The sequence below is a fragment of the Nostoc sp. ATCC 53789 genome, from assembly GCF_009873495.1.
GTDB lineage: Bacteria > Cyanobacteriota > Cyanobacteriia > Cyanobacteriales > Nostocaceae > Nostoc > Nostoc muscorum_A.
This window is the reverse complement of record NZ_CP046703.1, coordinates 2,493,843-2,517,811: the sequence shown is the minus strand read 5'-3', so window position 1 is coordinate 2,517,811 and position 23,969 is coordinate 2,493,843. Positions and strand designations below refer to the sequence as shown.

At 39.8% G+C, this 23,969-nt stretch carries 17 protein-coding genes; 9 read left to right on the top strand and 8 right to left on the bottom strand.

From position 1 onward, the window contains the following. Nucleotides 1-20 precede the first annotated feature (20 nt). From GJB62_RS10350 to rnhA, 6 genes are all read left to right on the top strand, one after another. Entirely contained in the window at nucleotides 21-1,553 is a 1,533-nt protein-coding gene (locus GJB62_RS10350; protein ID WP_114083822.1) for a SagB/ThcOx family dehydrogenase, read from the top strand. 914 nt (nucleotides 1,554-2,467) lie between these two features. Further along, complete coding sequence (locus GJB62_RS10345; protein WP_114083830.1) at nucleotides 2,468-4,423, top strand: PAS domain S-box protein; 1,956 nt, start codon at nucleotides 2,468-2,470, stop codon at nucleotides 4,421-4,423. Nucleotides 4,424-4,430: 7 nt separating this feature from the next. Next, on the top strand, nucleotides 4,431-5,942 hold the full coding sequence (locus tag GJB62_RS10340; protein WP_114083823.1) for an ATP-binding protein: 1,512 nt from the start codon (nucleotides 4,431-4,433) through the stop codon (nucleotides 5,940-5,942). Between the two features lie 226 nt (nucleotides 5,943-6,168). Beyond that, the gene (locus GJB62_RS10335) at nucleotides 6,169-7,482 is read left to right on the top strand and encodes an aromatic amino acid transport family protein (RefSeq protein WP_181852895.1); all 1,314 of its coding nucleotides are present in this window, start codon (nucleotides 6,169-6,171) and stop codon (nucleotides 7,480-7,482) included. Between the two features lie 25 nt (nucleotides 7,483-7,507). Beyond that, nucleotides 7,508-7,666 carry a hypothetical protein gene (locus tag GJB62_RS10330; protein ID WP_159402493.1) on the top strand — a complete coding sequence of 53 codons (159 nt, stop codon included), beginning with the start codon at nucleotides 7,508-7,510 and terminating at the stop codon, nucleotides 7,664-7,666. Between the two features lie 109 nt (nucleotides 7,667-7,775). Further along, nucleotides 7,776-8,684 carry a ribonuclease HI gene (gene rnhA / locus GJB62_RS10325; RefSeq protein WP_114083824.1) on the top strand — a complete coding sequence of 303 codons (909 nt, stop codon included), beginning with the start codon at nucleotides 7,776-7,778 and terminating at the stop codon, nucleotides 8,682-8,684. A 147-nt stretch (nucleotides 8,685-8,831) separates the two neighbouring features. Here rnhA and GJB62_RS10320 read toward each other — a convergent pair whose 3' ends face one another. The 4 genes from GJB62_RS10320 to cruF form a co-directional block, all read right to left on the bottom strand. Then, nucleotides 8,832-9,380: a transposase gene (locus tag GJB62_RS10320; protein WP_114081801.1), complete on the bottom strand. Its 549-nt coding sequence runs from the start codon at nucleotides 9,378-9,380 to the stop codon at nucleotides 8,832-8,834. Next, nucleotides 9,377-9,685 (bottom strand): transposase, encoded by a 309-nt coding sequence (locus GJB62_RS10315; RefSeq protein ID WP_114081800.1) that lies wholly within the window; start codon nucleotides 9,683-9,685, stop codon nucleotides 9,377-9,379. The genes GJB62_RS10320 and GJB62_RS10315 overlap by 4 nt, the downstream gene beginning before the upstream one ends. 65 nt (nucleotides 9,686-9,750) lie before the next feature. After that, nucleotides 9,751-10,986: a 2'-O-glycosyltransferase CruG gene (gene cruG / locus GJB62_RS10310; RefSeq protein ID WP_245246182.1), complete on the bottom strand. Its 1,236-nt coding sequence runs from the start codon at nucleotides 10,984-10,986 to the stop codon at nucleotides 9,751-9,753. Between the two features lie 128 nt (nucleotides 10,987-11,114). Beyond that, complete coding sequence (gene cruF, locus GJB62_RS10305) at nucleotides 11,115-12,023, bottom strand: gamma-carotene 1'-hydroxylase CruF (protein ID WP_114084064.1); 909 nt, start codon at nucleotides 12,021-12,023, stop codon at nucleotides 11,115-11,117. 417 nt (nucleotides 12,024-12,440) lie between these two features. Here cruF and GJB62_RS10300 point away from each other — a divergent pair, with 417 nt between their 5' ends. From GJB62_RS10300 to GJB62_RS10290, 3 genes are read left to right on the top strand one after another with little or no spacing between them, the layout of a single operon-like run. Continuing rightward, entirely contained in the window at nucleotides 12,441-13,526 is a 1,086-nt protein-coding gene (locus tag GJB62_RS10300) for a spermidine/putrescine ABC transporter substrate-binding protein (protein ID WP_114084065.1), read from the top strand. A gap of 27 nt (nucleotides 13,527-13,553) precedes the next feature. Then, nucleotides 13,554-14,447, top strand: a complete 894-nt coding sequence (locus tag GJB62_RS10295) for an ABC transporter permease (protein WP_114084066.1) — start codon at nucleotides 13,554-13,556, stop codon at nucleotides 14,445-14,447. Nucleotides 14,448-14,501: 54 nt separating this feature from the next. Continuing rightward, nucleotides 14,502-15,230 carry a Uma2 family endonuclease gene (locus GJB62_RS10290; protein ID WP_114084067.1) on the top strand — a complete coding sequence of 243 codons (729 nt, stop codon included), beginning with the start codon at nucleotides 14,502-14,504 and terminating at the stop codon, nucleotides 15,228-15,230. A gap of 17 nt (nucleotides 15,231-15,247) precedes the next feature. On the opposite strand, the gene GJB62_RS10285 is transcribed toward GJB62_RS10290, so the two are convergent. The 4 genes from GJB62_RS10285 to GJB62_RS10270 form a co-directional block, all read right to left on the bottom strand. Then, the gene (locus tag GJB62_RS10285) at nucleotides 15,248-18,877 is read right to left on the bottom strand and encodes a hybrid sensor histidine kinase/response regulator (protein ID WP_114084068.1); all 3,630 of its coding nucleotides are present in this window, start codon (nucleotides 18,875-18,877) and stop codon (nucleotides 15,248-15,250) included. 367 nt (nucleotides 18,878-19,244) lie between these two features. Further along, nucleotides 19,245-22,553 (bottom strand): GAF domain-containing protein, encoded by a 3,309-nt coding sequence (locus GJB62_RS10280; protein WP_114084069.1) that lies wholly within the window; start codon nucleotides 22,551-22,553, stop codon nucleotides 19,245-19,247. A 125-nt stretch (nucleotides 22,554-22,678) separates the two neighbouring features. After that, nucleotides 22,679-23,152, bottom strand: coding sequence for a chemotaxis protein CheW (locus GJB62_RS10275; protein WP_114084070.1), 474 nt, complete (start codon nucleotides 23,150-23,152; stop codon nucleotides 22,679-22,681). 128 nt (nucleotides 23,153-23,280) lie between these two features. Continuing rightward, entirely contained in the window at nucleotides 23,281-23,643 is a 363-nt protein-coding gene (locus GJB62_RS10270) for a response regulator (protein WP_114084071.1), read from the bottom strand. Nucleotides 23,644-23,969 lie beyond the last annotated feature (326 nt).

The window sequence follows — 23,969 nt, the reverse complement described above, 5'->3', positions numbered from 1 at the left end:
CCAAGGATATTAAAAGTACTATGCCAGAATTACACCAATCAATTGCCCAGCATTATCACGAACGGACTAAATACAACCCTGAGACTCTTGCCTCCAAAAGTCAGCAGTTAGACTGGACTAAACAGCCAGTGCCTTTCAAAGAGTACAAAATTGGCTCTAATATTGATCTCAAACCCTATATCCAAGAAAAATCAGAGGGATTTGCTAACAACCCAGATGCTCAATGGTGGCAAAGACTTTCACGGTTGCTGTTTCGCAGCTATGGATTGACAGCGAGAATGCCTTCTATGGGTAGTGCGGTATATTTACGCGCTGCTCCCAGTGCCGGCGGATTGTACCCTGCCGAGGTGTATGTGGTTTCCCGTGGCACGTCGTTATTGCCACCTGGTTTGTATAACTACCAGTGTCGGACTCATTCACTGATGCATTATTGGGAAAGTGATGTTTGGCAAACTCTTCAAGCAGCTTGTTTCTGGCATCCTTCTTTAGAAAACACCCAATTAGCAATTATTGTCACTGCGGTATTTTATCGTTCTGCCTGGCGCTATGAAGATCGGGCTTATCGCCGGATTTTTCTAGATACGGGACATCTATTGGGTAATATCGAATTGGCTGGAGCGATTACTGACTTTCGTCCTCATTTAATCGGCGGCTTTGTGGATGAATCGGTAAACGATCTGCTTTATATAGATCCGCAACAAGAAGGTGCGATCGCTGTCTTACCTCTGGCAGACTTGTTAGATGTCAATCAAAATTTGCCATTGGGATGTACTGCTTTACCTTCCGCCACCGAAACCAATTATCCCCAAATCCCCGATGGTGAATTGCTGACATATTTCCATCGACACACCCAAATTCAATCAGGTATAACTGGCAATCTCAATCTACCAGTTATCAAACAAGAAAAATCTTTAGAGGATAAATATAACTTTCCTTTCTGTTTGAAAATCCCCACCACCACTACACCTATAGACTGGGGACAAAAGCTGTCAGAACTGGAAAATACAATGTATAAGCGACGCTCTACCCGCGCTTATAATGGTGATGATTTAACTTTCGATCAATTGAAAAGTCTACTCGATTTCACTTACCAACCGCAAAATTACATCGACCAAAGTTTAGATATTTCTCCAGACTACTTTGATTTGAATTTAATAGAAACATTTATTGCTGTTTGCGGAGTTAAAGGACTGGAAGCAGGTTGCTACTATTACGCGCCCAAAGCCCAAGAATTACGCCAAATTCGGTTTAAAAATTTCCGGCGAGAGTTACATTTTCTCTGCTTGGGGCAAGAATTAGGGCGGGATGCAGCAGCAGTATTATTCCATACAGCCGATCTGAAAGCTGCGATCGCTCAATATGGCGATCGCGTTTACCGTTATTTACATCTGGATGCGGGTCATTTGGGACAGCGCCTGAATTTAGCCGCAATGCACCTAAATGTAGGCGTTAGCGGTATCGGTGGATTCTTTGATGACCAAGTAAATGAAGTTTTGGGTATTCCCTCTGATGAAGCTGCTCTATATATCACTACATTGGGACACCCAAGATAAAACGTAGATGTGCATAAGCTTACCGCCGGCTACCGCAAATTACCTGAAACACATCTAAATTAGATATAACAAGGGTCTTAAGCCCAAGTCTTAGCAAAACTGACTGATTTTGTGCAGTTTCACAAAAAATTGGGATAAACTCATCTATCAATTATGTTGCAAAAAGTGCCCATAATTTGATAAAAATACTGATGGGGAATATGAACTTTTTTGAAACTCATACTAATTCTAGGTGAGGCTACGCTTTATTTACATAGGGGTAATTCATAAATTGCCCCTACAGCCTGTAGTTTTGGATTGCATCACTTTTATAGGCGCATTTTTATATCACCTTTAAGCAACCTCAAGTGCCTATTCAGATGGAATAAATTATTCCAAGAAAACATAAATATTTTAACAATGTTGTGGAGTAAAAACTTTGGTTAAGGGATTTTCAATAAGTAAGTACATTATCCAATTTTGTGGAGTGTGTAATATGAACGCCTGTAATCGATGGCGCTCATGTTACACAATCCAGAAGAAATAGTTATTTTTTTTGGTTTAGAACTTTTTAATCAAATTATTTTTTAATTTGAACATTGATTTAGCTAATTTAATATCCCATTACTAACATTAGGAAAACCACGATTTTAATTTGCAAGTTTTAGAAACATTTAATTAATATTTAGAGAATGTGTTAAAACTCATCTTGTTTATATCAAAAAAAAGGGAACTACTGCGGTCTTCTCCCATAGGGAGATACTAAAAGCATTAGAGAGCCTGCGAACGTCTGGGGTCTCCTCAAGTAGAGCAAGTGACGTGGCTCAATAGATATCTGGATTTCAGATTTTTAATACGTAAGTTCTGTTAATTTTATTTTGAGATTAAAGCCAATTAAATCTGGTATTTTACAAAATTTTTTCACACAACCACTAATGCTATTTCCTGAAAATGAAAGCCAACAGTTAGAAGTACTTCTGTTCTCTCAAAATCCTAACCCAATGTGGATATATAACCAGAATAATCTGCAATTCTTGGATGTCAATGAAGCTGCTATTATCCACTACGGCTACTCACGAGAAGAATTTTTGCAAATGCGAATAACTGACATTTATCCTCCAGAAAATGTACCTGTCTTCAGAGAATATTTAGGAAAAAATCACACTAACTTGCACTTTTCTGGACAATGGCTACATCAGCGAAAAGACGGACAGACTATTGATGTTGAAGTTGTCACGCATACAATAAACTATGCCAATCATAATGCTCGGTTAGTTAATATCCGAGACATTACAGAACACAAACGAATAGAAAGAAAACTTCAAGAGCAAAATGAGTTTTTGCGGATAATTTTTGAGAGTATACCATTGATGATTGCACTTATTGATACCAATGGTAAACTTCAGTGGGTAAACCAAGAATGGGAAAGTGTTTTAGGCTGGAAATTTAAAGACTTCCAAGCTGGTGATGTTTTGGAAGCATTGTATCCTAATCCTGAATATCGACAGGATGTGATTAATTTTATGCAGTCTGCAAAACACAATTGGGCTGACTTCAGAACTCAGGTTCGGGATGGTGATTTACTAGATACATCTTGGACAAACGTTAAACTTTCAAATGGTCAAATTATCACTATTGGTCAAGATATAACGGAGCGCAAGCGAACTGAACTGGCTCTAAAAGGTCAAGCCGAACGGGAGCAATTGATGCGAACTGTTGCTCAACGAATTCGTCAATCTTTGAATCTCCAAGATATTTTGAATGCAACAGTTCAAGAAGTGCGAGATTTACTTGGGGTTGATCGAGTAGTAGTTTATCAGTTTGACTCAGAAATGATCGGCACAATCATGGCGGAGTCAGTAGAACCTGGATGGAGAGTTTCTTTGGGGGTAGAGATTTATGATACGTGTTTTCAAACAGGCAAAGGAGCGGAGTATTACCAAGTAAACAAACGAGCGATCGCTAATATTTATGAAGCTGGACTAACTGATTGTCATATTCGCTTATTAGAACAATTTGAAGTCAAAGCAAATTTAGTTGTACCCATTTTACTAGAAGTAAGTTCTCAAAACCCTGGCTCTCACCTTTGGGGTTTATTAATTGCTCACCAATGCTCTGGTTTCCGTGAGTGGGAAAAAAATCAATTAGATTTGCTCGATCAAGTGACAGTCCAATTAGCGATCGCAATTCAACAATCCAGCATCCTTGAGCAAGCTCAAACTGAACTTGTTCAAAGACAAAAAGCTCAAGTCAAATTAAAAAATGCCTTAGCTGAAAAAGAAGTTCTCTTAAAGGAAGTTCATCATCGAGTTAAAAATAATTTGCAAATTGTCTCTAGTTTATTACAACTTCAGTCTCAAACACTCAAAGATCCTGAAGCCATCAAAGTTCTTCGAGAAAGTCAAAACCGAATTGAGTCAATATCTTTAATTCATAAAAATTTGTACACTTCTGCTAATATTGGGCAGATTGATGTTGCCGATTATATAAGTAATTTAGCAGCAAGCCTGCTAATTTCCTATCAAATATGGCCTGATAGAATTACTCTAGAAACTGATATAGATTCAGTGAATTTGAATGTCGATCAAGCTATTGCCTGCGGATTGGTTATTAACGAATTAATCTCCAATGCTCTCAAGCACGCTTTTCCGAATCAACAAGTAGGTACAATCAGTATTGCTCTACGCAATATCAATAATAGTATCGAGATGACTATCCAAGATAATGGAATTGGTTTACCAGCTAATTTAGATTGGACAAATACTGATTCTTTGGGTCTGTCATTAGTATATGACTTGGTTACAGAACAGCTAGAAGGCAACATTACCCTAGAACGTAATCATGGAACAGGATTCAAAATCAAATTTAAGCAGTTAACTTTGCATCAGTAAATATCAAATGGGTCAAGCTAGGATTTTAGTTGTTGAAGATGAAGTGATTGTGGCTAGAGCTATTTCTAGCCAACTCAGTCAACTAGGTTATGTTGTTACGGGAACAGCTTCGTCTGGAAAAGTTGCCATTGCTAAGGCATTGGAAACTCAACCAGAGTTAGTCTTAATGGATATTATTCTTAAAGGTGAAATGGATGGTATTGCTACTGCCAGCCATATTCGCGAGCAGTTAGACGTACCTGTAATATTTTTAACTGCTTATGGTGATAATAATACTTTAGAAAGAGCGAAAATTACCCAACCTTTTGGATACATTGTTAAACCATTTACTACAAAAGATTTAAAGATAGCAATTGAAATCGGTCTTTTAAAACACCAGTTAGAGCGTGAACTACGGCAAAATCGAGATCAGTTGGCAACCCTTTTAAACTCAATAAGCGATGCTGTAATCGCTACAAATGAGCAGGGAAATGTGACATTTATGAATCCCGCAGCTGAGGCACTCACTGGCTGGCAGCAAAAAGATGCTTTAGGAAATGAGGCAGCGAATATTTTTCATATTGTCGATGAAACCACAGATACTATATTAGAAAACCCAGTGACAAAAGTACTGCGGGAGCAGCAGGTTGTTTATTTAGAGGAATTTACATCTCTGATTAGAAGAGATGGAAAAAGAGTTCCAATTGGTGATAGTGCTTCACCACTGAAGGGAGGGGCAGATAAAATAAATGGTGTAGTAGTTGTTTTCTGGGATCTTAGCGATCGCCGTCAAACAAAAGTACTAGAGAAAGCATTAGAAAAGGAGCAAGAACTTAACCGTCTCAAGTCCTTATTTATCTCTACCGTATCTCATGAGTTCCGTAATCCTCTGACTGTTATTCAAACGGCAGTAGAGCTTATAGAGATGAAAGGAGCAAATTTGACAGATGTAAAAAGAGGAATTTATTTAAAGCGAATTCAAGGTGCTGTGCAGTCTATGGAAAAACTCATGGAAGAAGTGCTGTTTGTGGGTCGAGCGGAGGCAAAAAAACTTGTATATAACCCTGCTCCACTTAACTTAGAGCAATTCTGTCTAGAGTTAATCAAAGATTTTTCTATTGTTGAAAGTAGCGAGTGTGAAGTTGTTTTTACCTGTCATAGCGATCGCACTGAAGCTGTAATGGATGAAGGACTATTAAATTATATGTTCGGGAATCTCCTCTCAAACGCGATTAAATATTCTCCAAGAGGTGGCAAGATTGAGTTTAACTTAATATGTGATCCAATTGAGAAGGTAGCAATTTTTTATATTCAAGATCAAGGTATGGGCATTCCAGAAGCAGATCAAGCTAGACTTTTTGAATCATTTTACCGAGGCTCAAATGTCCAATCAATTAAGGGTACTGGGTTAGGTTTAGTAATCGTTAAAAGGTGCGTTGATGCTCACAGGGGTCAAATTAGTGTTACAAGTCAAATTGGAGTGGGTACTACATTTACAGTAATTTTGCCCTTAAATTCCGATAGCTCAAGCGAAAGCTAGAGGTAGTTTTATTTTGAGAATCAAATTGATTATGAAATAGCCTTTTAACCTGCTTTTTTCAAGTACTACAAATTACACTCCTGCTCAAAAAAATTTGTTAACGATGAAATGGCGATCGCTTATTTTTCGCTAAAATTTCTTTGCAAAAATAGAAACATCAGTGTTTTTGCGAAGAATATTTCCAGATGTTAGTATTGTTAATCGGGTTTATGTACGGGTATTCAGTATGCTTCCCATAGAGACTGTTCTCAAAGATTCAGAGCAAGTCACTCGGTTGTTTTCTCATCTTGAATTTGATGGAAAAAAGCTTAATCATCAACCGGGTAGTGTATTGGGGAGTACTGCATTGATTGCGGGAACCACTGTTGGGGCTGGAATTCTCGCCTTACCAGCCGTTACTCTGCCGTCTGGTATTATACCATCCACATCTGGACTGATTGCTGTTTGGCTCTACGCTTTAGTTTCAGGGTTATTGGTTGCAGAAGTTACCTTAAACACGATGCGAACAGAAGGGCGTGTAAGCATAGGTTTTTTGGGAGTTGTTGAGAAAATCCTTGGTAAGCTGGGAGCGAAAATGGCTGGCGGTGCATATTTATTTATGCATTATGCTCTCTTGGTGGCATACATTACCCAAGGTGGAGAGATTTTAGGATATGCGGCAGCAAAAATCTGGAGTGTGCAGATATTACCAACGTGGATGGGCACGACGACTTTCACGCTGTTATTTGGTGGCATTATGTATCTTGGGCGAGAAAAGTTTATTGAGAAATTAAACAGTGCCTTTGTCGGAATTGTCATCGTGTCTTTTTTGGGATTATTGTTTTTCGCAGGAAGGCACATTCAGAGTGCCCAACTCTTATTTCAGAACTGGAGTGCCCTTGGTAGTGCTATTTCAGTGATGTCTGTGGCGCTATTTTTCCAAAACGTTGTGCCGTTAGTTGTGACGCAACTCGAAGGGGATGCCGGCAAAATTCGTCAGTCTATCTTAATTGGTTCTGTGATTCCTCTAATTATGTTCTTGGCGTGGAATGCCGTAATTTTAGGAAGCGTCAGTCCTGATATGCGATATGACACATCTGATGGTAGAACTGTTTTTGACCCACTGCAAATTCTCCGAGCAGGCGGTGCGGGAGAATGGTTAGGAGTTTTAGTATCTATTTTTTCAGAGTTTGCGATCGTCACATCATTCATTGGATTTGTATACGGATTGCTGGATTTGTTCGGAGATATTTTTCTTGCACAGAGCAAGCTTTCTAACCGTTTCCCCCTCTATTCACTAGTTCTTTTCCCGCCGATGACTCTCGGAACGCTCAATCCCAGCATCTTTTTTACTGCTCTAGATTACACTGGAACGTTCAGTATCTCAGTTCTGGGTGGAATTATTCCGGCGTTAATGAGTTGGAAGCAACGTCAAGAACAAGAAAACTCAGATAGTACAAATCAACTACTCGTTCCTGGTGGAAAGGTGACACTCATTGTGATGATTGGAGTGGCATTAACCATGATGGGAAGACAAATTTTAGTAATTTACACAGAGTAAAACCATAGTAGAATCCAAGGTACTATTGACCATCTACAACATAAAAAGCGATCGCAACTTAGAAAACTTTATCAGTAGCACAGCGATCGCACTAGCAACCAACCAAATCGCATCTTCAGTTTTAACTGCTCAATACCCACCCAATAGCAAAAAATCATTTTTCGTCACAACAGCCTTTTTGTGAAGCATTGTTACTGGAATACTAACCAGTATAATAACCTGGATATTCTTTACAAAAATTCGCCGCTAATCACTCTTGGCTTTGCGTCCTTTGCGGTTCGATATCCTAAACCATGTCCAATCAACCCACAATCCAAAGTATATACACCGATGGTGCTTGCACCGGGAACCCTGGCCCTGGTGGTTGGGGAGTTGTCGTCTACTTTAGCGATGGCTCAATCCACGAAATGGGCGATGCATCGCCTCATACCACCAATAATAAAATGGAAATGCAAGCTGCGATCGCAGCCCTCCAATTCCTGCAAACATCTCAACAAGCCCAACCAATCACCCTTCATACCGATAGCGAATACCTGATTAACTGCGTTACCAAGTGGGTGAAAGGCTGGAAAAAGAAAGGCTGGAAAAAATCAGATGGTAAACCCGTCCAAAACCAAGAGCTTTTAGAAACTCTTGATGAACTCAATACCCAACAGGTAAAATGGCAACACGTCAGGGGACATTCTGGTAACATAGGTAACGAACGTTGTGATGCGATCGCTCGCACTTATGCTAGTGGCAAAATTCCTTCGCTACAACAATTTACTTCTACAAATTTTTATAAATCTTTACCTTCCACAAATGAACTAAATGTAGCAAAAGTAGCTGATTATGAAAAAAAGTCTCGAATAATTAACCAAAGTCACCAAGAAATCAGTACTTCTGCACTAGAAATAACCGTTATGGAACCATCAACTGGGCCTACTGCGGCCACTATCGATGAAAAACCGGCAGAAATGAGGGTTTCGCAACTCCGCAGCTTGGTCGAAACTCTGCGTATCGCTGACGAAATTTCAGAAAAAGGCTACTTAATCACCAGTTCTGAGTTAGCAGACTTGATGGATGTCCACGCCAGCGCTGTTACCAGTCGGGGAGATCAATGGCGCTGGCGAAACTGGATAGTGTCACGGGTACGCCGTGAAGGAAATCAAATTCTTTGGGAACTGGAACGCGGGGATCAAGTAGGAGGTGAAGAGGAGTAGGAATGGGCAGGGGAGGCAAGGGGGACAAGGGGACAAGGGGAAAAGAGGTGAGAACTTGAAACAAGTCTTTCCCCTTGTCCCCAATTCTCCTTATCCCCAAGTCCTCTTCCCAATTCCCAATTCCCCACTATAGAACCCATTTGACATCTAAGAAGGTGCTGCAAGCCTCTTAATCATTAGCCTGATGAAACAGAGATTGAGTTTGGCAGTGGCACTAACGAGGGTTCGTTCAAAGTTCTTAACCAGAATTTTACAGCGCTCCATCCAAGCATTGGAGCGTTCAATTACCCATCTGGCTATTGCCGGAACAAATCCAGATTTTTCTTGTGCCGCTTTCTCTTGTTTTGAGGGTTTCGTAGAAAGTTGAAACTGAATTTTGGTCATGATCTCTGGGTAAATCTGCTCTAACTCCTGAGTCAAGTATTCTGGGTGATACCCATGATCTAGCAGGATAGTGATCTTGGGAATATCGATAGGTTTTGACTTGAAGTAGTCGATGTTGAGAGTAAACATCTCAATTAATCCGGCATCATCCGAGACATTGGCGCGAGTACAGTGCGTAAAGAAGGGAAACCCAAGGGTGTCAATAGCCAAATGCCTTTTAATACCGTTGGTGGCTTTGTAGAAACAAAAACCTTTCGACTCCACACTGGCATTACAGGTATTTTTCACTGCTTGGGAGTCAATGATGATCAACGTCGTCCAGTGCGGTTTTTTTTTACCTGTTCACGGACTTGTCCATGTAATACACTCATCAGTTCCTCAAATACCCCTGCTGCTCGCCACTGTTTGTAGTGCCAATATACGGTGGAATAAGGCGGGAAGTCTTTAGGTAAGTCTTGCCAATTGCATCCATTTTTTAGTTGATAGAGAATTCCATTGAAGATATCTCGCTTTGGCCAGTTGGTCGGTCGAGTCTGCTTCTTAGTCGGTAATATCTCTTGCAATAAGGGTTCAAAAATTTCCCATTCTGCATCAGTGAGGTTGCTGGAATACGCCATTAGTATTGGATTTTTGATGCTGAGGAGTACCTTAATTCAAAACCTCATAAGATGTCAAATGGGTTCTATATATATTTGCGTCCTCGCCACTCGCGTGGCTTGTGGAACGCAGATAAGAAGATTCGCAGCACAGCTAGGGGATCGGCTAAAGGGGAAAGCCAGAATAACCAGGCGCCTTTAGCACTTTTGCGATCGTAGGAAGGTGCGATCGCAATTAGCATCGCAAAGCGAATCACTACCAAGAATAAATTCAGTCCCAGCAGAAGAAGAAGGGGAGTGGGTAGAGACGCGATTAATTGCATCTCTAACGAGTACGAGAGTGAGGGAGAAATCAATAAAAAACTGAGGACAATTAAAAGGGGTAGACCTTGAACAGATGTGAGTAGCCATAAATCTCCCCACAACTGAGAACGAGAAGTTGCATCTTTAAGGTCTAGACTCCGCCCCCATTCTTTCCACGTCTCTATCGCCCCCTCATACATTCGTACTTTCAGCACCTTTGCGCCATCTAAAAAGCCCACTTTATACCCAAGAGTCGCAATATTTCGTGCCAAGGTGACATCATCACAAAAAGAACTACTCGCACTGCTGTAACCACCCACAGCAGCTAAAACGGAGCGACGACACAAAAAACACTGCCCATTTGCCATCACCCGTTCAGGCTGCTCTGCATTGATCCCAGCAGGGTCAAATCGGTAAAGCAGAGTCATCAACAAAGCTGGTTGTAGCCAGCATTCCCCTGGATATTTGAGAATAAACTGGGGCGAAAGGGAAACTAAGTCATAGCCTTGTGCTTCGGCCGTCTTCACTAAACCCGCAACTAAACCAGGATGTGGTTGAATATCAGCATCCAGCCCCAAAAACCACTGACTACCCTCAGAGCTATATAGAAAACCGTTATGCAACGCCCAAGGCCGCCCCACCCAACCAGAAGGTAAAGGATCATCTGTCATCACGCGAAAGCGCGGATCTTTTTGCTGTGTGGCTTTTACTAAGTCGGGTGTACCATCACTAGAGTTGCTATCGACAACAAGAATTTCCCGAACTTCGTAGCTTTGCTGACTTAAACCAGCTAACAGAGGGCTAATGCGAAGCGCTTCGTTCAGTGTGGGAACTACGACACTAACCTTACCTAAAAGCTCTGGCGTTGGCTGTTGCGGTTTTATTGGTGGCAGCCTTCTTGGCCCCTTTAACAAGCGCGAAAACAGAATCGCCGTCGCTGGTACTTGAATAAGTAGCAATAAAAAGGATATGGCACTTTCTACTATTAAAGCGTTGTCTACTGTTGTCAAAATACTTATCAATTAAAAGTGCGACTATACAAAATAAATGGGCATTGGGAATTGGGAATTGGGAATTGGGAATTGGGAATTGCTAATCCCTGTTACTCTATTCCCTATTCTCCATTCCCCACTCCGCAATTTCTAGGCTATTTTAAAGCAACTTCAACCTTTGCTACTGATACTTCTTTGCTTACTGGTTCAACAGCAACTTGAGCGGGTGTGGTTGAACTCCTTAACCACAGAGCCACGGCGGGAACCACACCAAGCAATAAACCGAGCAATACAGGGATAGAGAACCCAGCAGCCAAACTTAGTCCGGCGGCGAAGGCAAAGTTAGTCAAATAAACGACCAAGGGTAGATTAAGTTGCGATCGCTCTAATTTAATCGATGTGTTTCTCCACAACAAGCCTGCCACACTCATAAACAGGGCGCTAGTGCCAAACCAACCTGCATAGTTCTGGTAAGGTGTGCCAAAGAAAGCTCCTGGTTGTTCCCAATACCAAAAAGGCAGAGAAGTTTGACTCATAGCTGGCTCAAGGGCAAAATCCCAGCAAGTGAAGAGTAAAGCACCAACAGCTATAGCCGCAATATGGCGACCCCAACTGGGCTTTTGAGCCACTTTCAAACCAGTTCTCGCAATTAAATAAGACGACAGTCCAACATAGAACCAAGACAAAGGGATTGTGAAAGGAACTAGCCCTGCAATCTTATAACCCAAGCCACTCAAGTAGCTATAATCTCCAAATGGAAAACCTGTGCTGGTTCCCAGTAGTTCACTTCCCAAAGAGATAAGCATAGCCGGCAGCATAAATGCTAGCCAAGTTCCCAATCCCAGCGTCCGGTAGGCATAAATAGAGACAGCTATTGTCCCCAAAATGATATCAACTACACCGCCGCCTGCCATACTTAACTGTACGGCAGTTTCTCCAACCTGCGATAAGTTGAAAATTATGTCGGCATTAGGTATGACCAGTAGCATCCCTACCAGTCCGAAGGCTTTTGACACGATATGACCAATCAGGCATACGCGCTCAACGATAACAAGTTGTCTCATGATAATTCCTTAACAAGATGTGACACGCGGCTACTCGGCTGCTAACAGTTTACAAATGTTTAACAACATATTTAAATACTTTGTGCCGCAATTCTCTACAAACTTGTTTGGCTTTCTTGGGAAGAGCATAACAGCCGATTGATTGAAGCTATAAGAAATATGATGATAAACCTACTAGTTTAAGCTATATATTCAAAATCTACATAATTCCATCTGCAAAAAATTCTGGTTTCTTGTCCTACTGATACCCGTATGATAAAAAATTCCTTCCATGCAGGGATCTCATTGAGTGAAGAAAACTATTATAAATTAACTAAGCTCTAAAGTGAAGAATGATACATTGATGCCAGAAAATTAGGCCAGGGAATACAAAGTATACCGTAATCTAGAAGTTGTCGATGAATAACTTCTAACTTAATGGCTAACAGACGGCGATTTTTAAAAGGGGTAGCAGCACTTTCTAGCTTATCTTTAGCTGGTTGTGGCTGGAGACTGGCTGAAGTCCGTGCTAATTCTAATACGAATGGTCAACGTGACCAACTTTATGTCTTTACCTGGACACAATATACTGACAACCAATTACTGAGAACTTTTAGCACCCAAACTGGTATGAAAGTGCTAGCGGATGTGTATGATTCCAATGATGTCATGCTGGCCAAGTTGCAAGCTGGAGGTGGTGGCATTTACAGCATCATCAACCCATCTGATTACATGGTGCAGAAGATGGTAAACAAAGGTTTGTTAACAGAGATAAATCACGATCGCTTAATCGGTTTAGAGAATTTATTCCCCCGATTTCAGAATCCTAGCTATGACCCCAATAACCGATATAGCATCCCTTTTAACTGGGGGACAACAGGTTTGCTTTACAATTCCGAAAAAATCAAAGATGCACCACAAGACTGGGATTACCTTTGGCAGAACCAAGAAGAACTTAATCAACGGATGACCTTGCTTAATGATGTTCGAGAAGTTATGGGTGCGACCTTACGGATGCTAGGTTATTCTTACAACTCCAAAAACGAACAAGAAATCAAACAAGCTTATGAAAAGTTGAAGGTGCTAAAACCTGCGATTGCACGTTTTGACACTGACGCTTGGCAAAATCAAATTCTGGCAGGAGATTTGCTATTAGCAATGTGCTATTCAGCAGACGCAGTAAAAATTGCTCAAGAAAACCCTAAACTCAAATATGTGATTCCTCGCAGTGGTTCTTCATTATGGACAGACACTATTGTTATTCCGAAAACAGCCCCTAATTTAGCTGGAGCTTATGCTTGGATCAACATGATTTTGCAACCAGAATTAGCAGCCCAAATCAGTCAACGCTTGAGTATTTCTACGCCTAATAGGGCTGGATTTGAGCAATTGCCAAAAACAATCCAAGACAATGCTAATTTATTTCCCGCAGAATCACTTTTAGCAAACTGTGAACGTGTTACTCCTGTAGGAGACTTTGAAGAGGTTTACGATCGCTATTGGACTCAATTAACTAGCAGTTAAAATAGTTAGGAGTTAGATTTATAAGTAATGAATATTGAAAAAAATGGAATTTCCCAAATAGAAAAATTGCCTCGCCTGCGAGGAAATTGGCTGCAACCTTTGATATTACTTGCACCATCGGGGATTTGGTTATTACTTTTGTTGGTGCTGCCAGCTTTGATAATTTTCGAGTTAAGTTTAGTTGCAGACATTCGACCGGGAGATTTGGTTAATCCCAACGGATTCCAAAACTACATCCGAATATTTGACCCCCTTTACTTACAAGTAATTGTGCGATCGCTATTTTTTGCGTTGGGCACTACAATAATTTGTTTAATTTTAGGCTTCCCCGTTGCCTATTGGATTGCTCAAATAGCGCCGCTACGTTGGCGTAATTTGCTGCTATTAGGCTTTGTTTTGCCTTTGTGGACTTCCTCGTTACTTCGCTCTTATGCTTGGATTACAATTCTTCGTCCTACTGGATTGTTGAACAGTTTACTCAGCACTTTGGGCTTGCCTACTTTGCAATTACTTAACCAGAGTCAAGCTGTATTTATTGGTATGAGTTACAGCTTGTTACCCTATATGGTTTTGATTTTATATGCTTCTCTCGAAAAGCTAGACAAGCGGTTGTTAGAAGCGGCGGCTGATTTAGGTGCAAATCCGATGGAAACTTTTTTCCAGGTAACGGTACCGCAAATTCTGCCTGGAATTACGGCTGCTTCAATGCTTGTATTCATTACAGGCTTGGGGGATTTTGTCGATCCAGAATTACTTGGTGGTGCTTCTAGTATGACGGCAGCGCGGTTAGTTTATAACCAGTTTTTGGGAGCAACCCAAAATTGGGGATTTGGTTCCGCTTTAAGTATGACGTTAATTTTGCTTGTTAGTATTGCGATCGCACTTTTAATTAAGTTTGGCGAACCTGCACCCAAACGCTAAACTTTTGGTCGCTCATTTATAATAAGGGCATCAAACGCCAGCGAGACAACGGTTATGCTCTCACCTGATCTCAAAAATGCGTTACCAACGACTGATGAACTTCCCTGTTCAGACGATACGCCAGTGGATAACGAGGATCAAAATTTTTTGCCAAATATTTTACTCTTCTTACTCAACTCCATTTGGGCAAATCGCCTGGATTGGTACTTCGGAGTAGACATGGGACTGTATCACACCACAGGCGTAAATCCTAGAGTACCTGTAGTGCCGGATGCTTTTTTAAGTGTGGGAGTAGAACGGAAAAAGGGTGGTAAATCACGCAAAAGTTACGCTGTTTGGGAAGAAAATGGGGTAGTTCCGATATTCACATTAGAAATGGTATCCCATACCCCAGGAGGTGAATATGACGAGAAGCTAGATATATATAAAAAACTTGGTGTATTGTACTACGTAATTTATAACCCTGAGTTTTGGCGACGTGACCAACATCAACCTTTTGAAGTGTATAAATTGATAGATGGAAGCTACCAGCTACAAATAGGTGAGCCTTTTTTTATGCCAGAAGTGGGGTTAGGTATTGGGCGACACCAGGCTGTAATTGCCGGCATACAACAGCAGTTTTTATGTTGGTATGATGAGCAAGGAAACCGCTATTTGACAGATGCAGAACAAGCACAACAGGAGCGATCGCGGGCTGAAGAAGAGCGGCAAAGAGCTGAACAATTAGCGCAGTATTTACGTTCTATAGGTATAGATCCAAAGAATCTACCTGGTAATCCGTAATTACGAATTACGAATTTTTAATGATTTACCACCATGAGCAAATCATTTAGATCATCTGCATTACTGTTAATTAACCCCTTAATTGTAGAAAGAAATTCATTTTCTAAATAAGGCTTAGTTAAGTAAGCTTTTGCACCTAATTCTTGAGCAAGTTGGCGATGCTTTTCAGAGCTGCGAGAAGTGAGAATCACCACAGGGATTTTTGCTAATTTGGGGTATTGACGGAAATTGCCCAACAACTCAAAACCATTCATTCGTGGCATCTCTAAATCGGAGACGACAACTTGAATTTCTGGATGTAACTGCAACTTTTCTAGAGCTTCTACACCATTTTGAGCTTGTATTACTTGATAGCCCGATTTTTGTAGAGTGAGAGAGATAGTTTGGCGCAAACTAATTGCGTCATCTACTACTAAAACAACTTTTGGTGATTTATGATCTGGCTTTTGAGAATAACTGGGTTGAGTTTCTATCGTTTTTATGGAAGTAGATGCAGTAAGTAATGGTGTAGATGCAAAAGTGTCTCCCGATATCGCCAAGGCTTTTTTATTTGAGGGAGAAGCTACTGGTAACGCCATGATATCAAGTGTTGTTTGTTGGATCTCGCTAGATTTGACCAGCAATGAAGCATCAATCACTAAGATGAGATTACCATTGGGTAAACTACTACAACCATAAACGTATTTTGGCGGTGCGATCGCATTTCCTAAAGGTCTGATGACCAGTTCTTGTTCACCAATTATTTGGTCAACTTCCAAAGCAAACATTCCCTGATTTCGTCGGAGCAAAAGCACTGGATTTTTCGCTATGCTTGGGTCGTCAGTATTTGATGTGTTGTATGTAACAGCAGTATTCAAGAATGAATCATTATAATTAATCAATTTTGAAAGGTGACGGAGGCTGACCATAGTCTCATCATTGTCTGTGTTCCAATGCAAGACTTTTTGACCTTCAATTTCTTTAATTTGCTGCTCGGAGGGAATCAATATTTTTTGGATACTGTCCGAAAGAAGGGCATAAATAACACCTTTGGCTTGAACTAGCATTAATTTTTCTGTAGTCATAGAAAAAGGAATTTTGAGTATGAATATTGTTCCTTGGTTGGGTAAGGATTGAACTGAAATTGAGCCATTAAGTGCGTTCATCTGAGTCCGCACAATATCTAACCCCATACCGCGCCCAGAGATTTCAGTCACTTTACCGGCAGTAGAAAATCCAGGTGAAAATATCATGTCTAAAAGTTCAGGTTCTGCCAGATTAGAAGCATAGCTTCTAATTTTTTCTTCAGTTTGTATGGGATATAATTCAGCAGCTTTTGTGCGAATTCTGTCTAAATTCAATCCCTGACCATCATCCCGAACTTCGATAATAGTGTGGCTACCCTGGTGATAAGCGCGAATTTCGATTAATCCTTTTTCTGGTTTCCCAAGCTCTCGGCGAAGTTGTGAAGCTTCAATCCCGTGGTCAAAAGCATTCCGTACTAAATGTAATAACGGATCGTAGAGTTTTTCTGCGATCGCTTTATCTACTAGTACCTCAGTACCAGTAAGTTTCAATTCTACAAGTTTGGCATAAACATTCCCCAACTTATTTACCATCTGGGGGAAACGATTTAGAATATTGCCCAAAGGCAACATTCGTGCTTCTACTAAGCTCTCTATAATATTAAGAGTTAAATTCTCTTGTTTGTCACTAATTTGAGCAGCTTGCGTCACGAGCAATTCAAGAGATTCTGTGGTTTCTTGTAGTTGCAGTATTTCTTCTATTGCTTCATGCAATGTTGTATGAAATTCTGTATATACATCCATTTCTAAAGAGTCAAATTTCACCGCAAAATTTTGCGTTTGTTGTGAGGTACTATTTGGTATTTGTAATGGGAGATCGCGTAATTCATTTAAAGTTTTTTGGTGTCTAGTAATTTGCCGTATTAATTGATCAATTATTTCTTTAACTTGTTCATCTTGCAAAGTACGTCTTTTTTGATGAATCAGTAATTCTCCAGCTAAATAATTGAGGTGTTGCAGTCTTTCTGTATCTACTCGAATAAATGAAGGTTGACGAAAGTTTTTAGTTTGAACATACTGTGATTTATCTTCTATTTCTTTGTTGAGCTGTGTAGCTAAATCAGGCATAACTTCAATGGCTGTTTCAGTAACTCCTATAGCTACCTGCTCATTTAGACTTAATGAATCAACTTTTTCTGAATAATCATCATTTAGAGTTGTCACCACTGGCTCTGTCAGGTTTTGGCTAACTTCTCCCCCCCATATTGTCTCTAGAAAATTATCAGTAGTTTGAGAAGATACAGATTTAGATATTTCTTTAAAAACTAACAGCGTTTGCAGTTTGGAAATATCAAGCCAATTTTTTTCTTCGGTAGTAACAGGAGGATAGTTTTTATACTCTTCTGCTAATCTATGAATTCGATTTTGTAATATTTTAATGACTGAGATATAGCCGTCAGATTTATTAACAAAATTCTGAAACTTTGTGACGGCAAATAGGATGATTAAAATTATCCCATGTCTATAAATACAAAGACTTTGGCTATCTTGTTCATCTTGAACAAAATCAAGAAACTTTCTCAGCCAATTTTCAATATAATCAAGTAGATTTTCTCTTCCTAACCTGGGAACAAGTAAATCTAAATTAAGCTCTGCTTCTGGTATTTCTATCTCGTGATTAAACCAACCCAAAATGTAGCGAATTACTTTTATATAAAACTTGGCAGTTGTTGTATTTACAGATTCATTTTTATTATTGTCAGATGTAGTAAGAAACTGGTAAAATTGCTCTTCATTGATAACAAAGATTTCAGCAGATGAATTATTTCGTAATTTTTCAGATAACTCATTATTTGCGACTAGCGTGAGTTTTCGCAAAGCTAGAGAAGTTTCTCCACCAGATGTACGATCACCTTCTAATACCAACTTTTGTGCTTGTTGTAAATCTGCAAGGGCAATTTCAGCGATTTGCTGTACCTGAGTGGGATTTGCTTGCAGTGCTGATAAAATTGTTTGAGAAATTTCTCCCAATCCAGGCAAATTTAGAGATTCTGCTAAACCGAAAAATACCTCAGCTTGGGACTGTAATAATTCAATAAATTCGTTATTATTTGGTGGATTGTTAACAGCTTCAGCAATACTGTTTAGACGTTGCTCTACTCCCACCTCAAAAACTGACTGGACAATATCAAATCCCAATTCCTCAGAAGTGGGAATATGAGCCTCATCACCAAACGCATCACCTAGCTTTTCTTGTAACTGTGAAAACACTGAAGTTGCTCGATTTATTAGTTCTTCATCATTCACAGTGCTGCCTATTAGCTCAGTATTTAATGCTATGCTAAGACACTCATAGGCTTGTAATAAAAGTGTTTGTAGTTCAGCATCAATTACTACATTTGGGTTATATAAAGCCTTAAATACATCTTCCAAAAAATGGGCTATTATCTTAATAACTTCTAGCCCAACATTAGCAGCACCACCTTTAAGTGTATGAGTAGCCCGCATTAAATTATGGACTTTAGCAGTGCTATAACCTTCCGATAAGCTAAATAGTTCTTGTTCAATAATCTGTACTAATTCTGGAGCTTCAGCTAGAAAGTAGATGTATCCTTGTTCGCGAATTTCGTTATCTGTAATCATATTTTTGATTTTAAATTTTAGATTTTTGATTTGTTATGTAAAGTTTTAATTGATGCAATTTGATGTCAGAATTTCAGCATTTCCTGACATCAAATCGCTCACTTTTTCTAGCAGTAATAAACCAACCTCAACAATAAGTTCCATCCAATAAAGACTTTCATCGCTTTCTTCCTCTACCAAGCTGAGTTTAGCAATGACATCCGCAGTTGACTTCCCACAACAAGCTAAATGTTGCTGAACGGATTAGCTGCTCTGCCGTTCAGCTCTATCGAAGGGCTTCTACTAAACGGATTACTCGCAATCCTAGTTGCTTTATTCCCCGCTTAAAATCCTCCTCATTCATAATCCAAAATCTAAAATCTAAAATTTATTTGACTTTAAACTTGCTAGCAGTTGTTAATAGCTCTTGCGCCATCCCTGATAAATCTTGAAACACAGCCGCAATTTCTTGAGATTCAGCAAAAGTTTTATTAGCAATTTCTGCTACATCTTGCATTGATTTTGTGACTGTTACAGATTGGGTCATTTGTTTTTGAGTCGCTGCGGTAATTCGCTCGATTAGCTGACTAATTTCGGCAGTTGCAGAAACGATCGCATTCAAGTTTTGGCGAGTGTCACTGACAAGATTTGTGCCTTCTACTACCTGCTGAATACCAATTTCCATTGCTACTGCAACTTCCCCGGTTTCTGCTTGAATATCCTGGACTAATTTTTCTATTTCGATGGTTGCTGCTGCTGACTGGCGAGATAAAGAACGGACTTCATCGGCTACAACTGCGAAGCCTTTGCCATATTCACCGGCACGGGTAGCTTCAATAGCCGCATTCAGAGCCAGTACGTTTGTCTGTGTGGCAAAATTACCAATCAAATTCACCACTTTAGAGATTTTTTGCGAAGATTCACTGAGGCGTTTAATCTTTTTGCTGGTTTGAGCAACGGTTTCACGAATTCCTTGGATTGCTTGTACAGTCAGATTCATCGCTGTATCGCCAGACTCTACAGTTTCATTGGCTTGTTGCACCGCAACTTGCACTAATTCGGCATTCGCCACCACAGCTTGAGTAGAGTCCACCATCTGTTGAATTTCGCCTAATGCTGCGGTAATTTCCTCAGATTGTTGTTGTGCCAGATTAGTCAGTCCCGTCAGTGAAGCTTCGCTTTTGGTAGAAGTTTGAGCAACTTGTTGAGCAGCCCCTTGTACTTGAAGAACTATTTGCCGCAGCGCTTGCAGGGTATTATTGTAAGCATCAGCGATCGTGCCTAGTTCGTCTTCTGTAATGGGTGCGCGTACTGTTAAGTCACCGTTAAGGGCGGGTCTAAGGGCTGTTAAGAGTTGAATAGATCGTTGTTGTAGTAACTCCTTGGCTGCCTTTTCTCGTGCGGCTGCTTCTGCTAATTTTGCTGACTGTGCTTGTACCTGCTGCAAATATTCGGTATGTTGTAATGCCAGTCCTAATTGGTTCCCAATGCGTGCTAACAACGTGACTTCTGATTCTTCCCAATCACGAGTTCCAGAATTTTGATAAGCTGCCAGCAAACCCCACAATTGCTCCCCAGCAAATACAGGAACAATTACATAAGCTTTGACTTCAAATTGCTCTAAAATTTCAATGTGGCAAGGAGAATGACCTACCTGATAGATGTCATTTACAACAAAGCTTTCATCTTGGCTATATCGACCTCCCTGAGTTTCTTGCAAGTGGGTATCTTCCCAGACAGTTTTGATATCGGGAGCTACCAGTTTTACCCAATTATGGCCTACTGATTCCGCTACAAATTCGCCAGTCCAGTTAGGGTTGAAACGATAGACTGCGACGCGATCGCATCGCAGTAATTGCCTTACTTCTTGAGTGGTTGTTTTAAAGATTTCTTCTACATCTGAAGATTGCCGGATACGGTTACTGATCTTGGTAACAGCTTTCTCTTGTTCCGCTATCTGAGCTAACTTTTCAGATTTCAACCGAACTAATTCTAAATAATCTATCTGTGATTTAGCTAGGCTAAATTGCAAGCTAGTCTGAACCAAAAAATTCACTTCCCAGGTTTGCCATTCACGGGGGCTAGAATTTTGATAAGCTGCCAGCAAACCCCACAATTTATCCCCAAAGAATATAGGAACAATTATGTAAGCCCTGGCTTCAAACTGCTCTAAAATCTCAATATGGCAGGGAGCAAGCCCTACTTCATAGATATCGTTAACGATAAAGTTTTCACCTTTGACATACCTACCTCCCTTAGTATCTTGCAAGTAAGTATCGTCTAAAACGGTTTTAATATCAGGGCCTACCAGTTTTGTCCAACCAGTACCCACAGACTCAGCCACAAATTCACCGCCCCACTCAGGGTTAAAGCGATAGACGGCGACGCGATCGCATCGTAATGATTGACGCACTTCTTGAGTAGTTGTTTTGAAGATGCTATCTACATCTAAAGATTGCCGGATGCGCCCTACTATCTTAGTAAAAGCTTTTTCTTGTTCAACTATTTGAGCTAGTTGTTCAGATTTCTTATGCATTTGTTCGAGATATTCGCCTTGCGAGATAGCCACACCAAATTGCAGTCCAATTTGGGTTACAAAGCTTTCTTCCCAAGGTTGCCAATCACGAGGCCCAGAATTTTGATAAGCTGCCAGCAAGCCCCATAATTTCTCTCCAGAAAATATGGGTGCAATGATGTAAGCCTTCATTTCATACTGCTCTAAAATCTCAATGTGGCATTGAGCATGACCCATTTTATAGATGTCTTTGACGACAAAGCTTTCACCCTTGGCATAACGTCCTCCCTGGGTGTCTTGCAAGTGGCTATCTTCCCAGACCATATAAAAATCAGGGCTGACCATCTTTATCCAGCCATTACCAACTGACTCAGCGACAAACTCGCCACTCCAGTCAGGTTTAAAGCGATAGACACCGACGCGATCGCATTTTAGTAATTGACGTACTTCTTGAGTGGTTGTTTGAAAAATCTTATCGACATTTGATGCCCGCAGAATTTTGTCGATGACTTTAGCTACAGATTTTTTTGCTAGTATTCGCTGTTCTTCTTCTCTTTTGAATTCAAAACTCTGCAATTTGTAGAGCAGTTCTGTTGTAACTTGAGATAGCAGACTAATTTCTATTTCTTGCCACTGCCGCGTTGAATAGCAATTATTTACTGCCAGCAATCCCCATACTTTACCTTCTACTACTATCGGTAAACTCAAACTAGCTTTGATTTGAAATTTATCTAGTAGTTGCTTTTGATAAGGGGTAAGTTGAATCTGATTGATATCATCAATAACTACAGGTTCGATATAGTCTTGGTTAGTATATAAACCAAAAATAATTCCAGGAATATTTTCGCCTAGAGTCGGTGTCCAACCTAATGTTCGAGATTCTGCTAAAACATTACCTGAATCAAGGGAAGTGAACTGATAGATTAAGGCGCGATCGCAGCCAATTTTTTCTCTAATTTGGGCTACAGTAATTTTGAGTAGTGTATCAATGTCTGGAGCTTGGCGCAGATGAGTTGCGATGTCTTGCAACTGTCGCCGCCAAGTTTTAAATTCCTGAGCGATGGCATTTAATAAAGATATTTCATTACTAGCAATATTTGCTATATTAGCGTTCCCATTCAAATTTTCTACTTCAGATATAAGATGCTCATTTTCATGGCTGTTGCTATACAAAAATGTCATTTGATTAACCTCAAAGTTTGTTATGGATAATAAGTGGATAGTTGGCAGGTAAGAATGGACTATTATTTGCTTATTAAAAATTAGAAATTGTCCAAAACTTATCCCCGATCATCTATTTTAAATTTTTAATTGTGAATCTTCCAGATGGGAGATTGGATGATCGTGATCGCATCCAAATTAAAAATTATATCTTCGGAATTATTAATAAAGTATCCCTGTAAAAAAGGTGATATTTTAGGATAGAATAGTTCGGAACTTGGGGGTTTCATTTGTTGAATATCCAGCCATTCAATATCTATAAGCTGTTTCACCAATAGTCCTAAATACTTACCATTGTTTTCCAGAACAATCGCCATCATTATTGAAATTAAATTTGCTCCTTGTGAAATTGGAGGATAACCTAACATTGCCTCTAAATCTACTAACCAAAGCATCTCACCACGCCAGTTATAAATACCCAAAATGCTACTCGACATCTGTGGAACACCACATATTTCAGGTAATGATACTTGCAAAACTTCTGTGATGTGTTGTAAAGAAATGACAGCTGTATCTTTCACTCCCAAATTAAAACTTAAAAACTTTTCCTTGGTTTCCAAAGTTATTTATCCTTTGTTCTTGATTGTTTATATCTAGCCACTATTTGCCTTTGTTATTCGATCTTGTAGAGCTTATATATTAGAAATAGTGACCTTTAATGTTCGTTGATTTATTGCCTTTTTACTAATTAATGAATTAATCGCTTTAAAATTACCACTAGTTCTTCTCTATCAATCGGTTTTGATAGATAACCATCAGCGCCCAACATATTACCCCAAATTTTATCTACATCACTATTTTTGGTAGAGCAAAAAACCACAGGTATTTTGCTAGTGTCGGGGTTATTTTTCAGTTCTCGGCAAATTTCAAAGCCACTTTTTCCTGGTAAAATTACATCGAGAAATATGAGGTCTGGCTTGTTTTTATCTATTTTGTCTTGAGCTTCTTCGCTACTGGTGGCGCTAATTACAGAATAACCTGCTTGTTGCAAGTAACGGCTGATTATTTCCATATCTGTTAAGCCATCTTCAACAACTAAAACAGTATTCATGATAATTACCCTTTAAAAAATTTTAAGAATGTAGACAAATTAGATATACAAATCCTAAATGATTCATGAACAAAGACATGCAGGAATTACGCACAAAAGATTCCCCAATTCCCTTAAAAAAGGGAGCTAGTGGGAGTGCGCCAACGAGGTTTTAGGTTTTAAATGTGTAATTCCTGACATAGAAAGGACTAGAGACTAGCCCTTTCTATGTCATAATCAATATTTCACAACTCAAATAGGACTGCTATAAATACAAAAAGTTGTATTTGTCTAATTTTGATTCAATCTTTATCTATTAACCTCAGAAAAAGTACGTAGCGGACAGA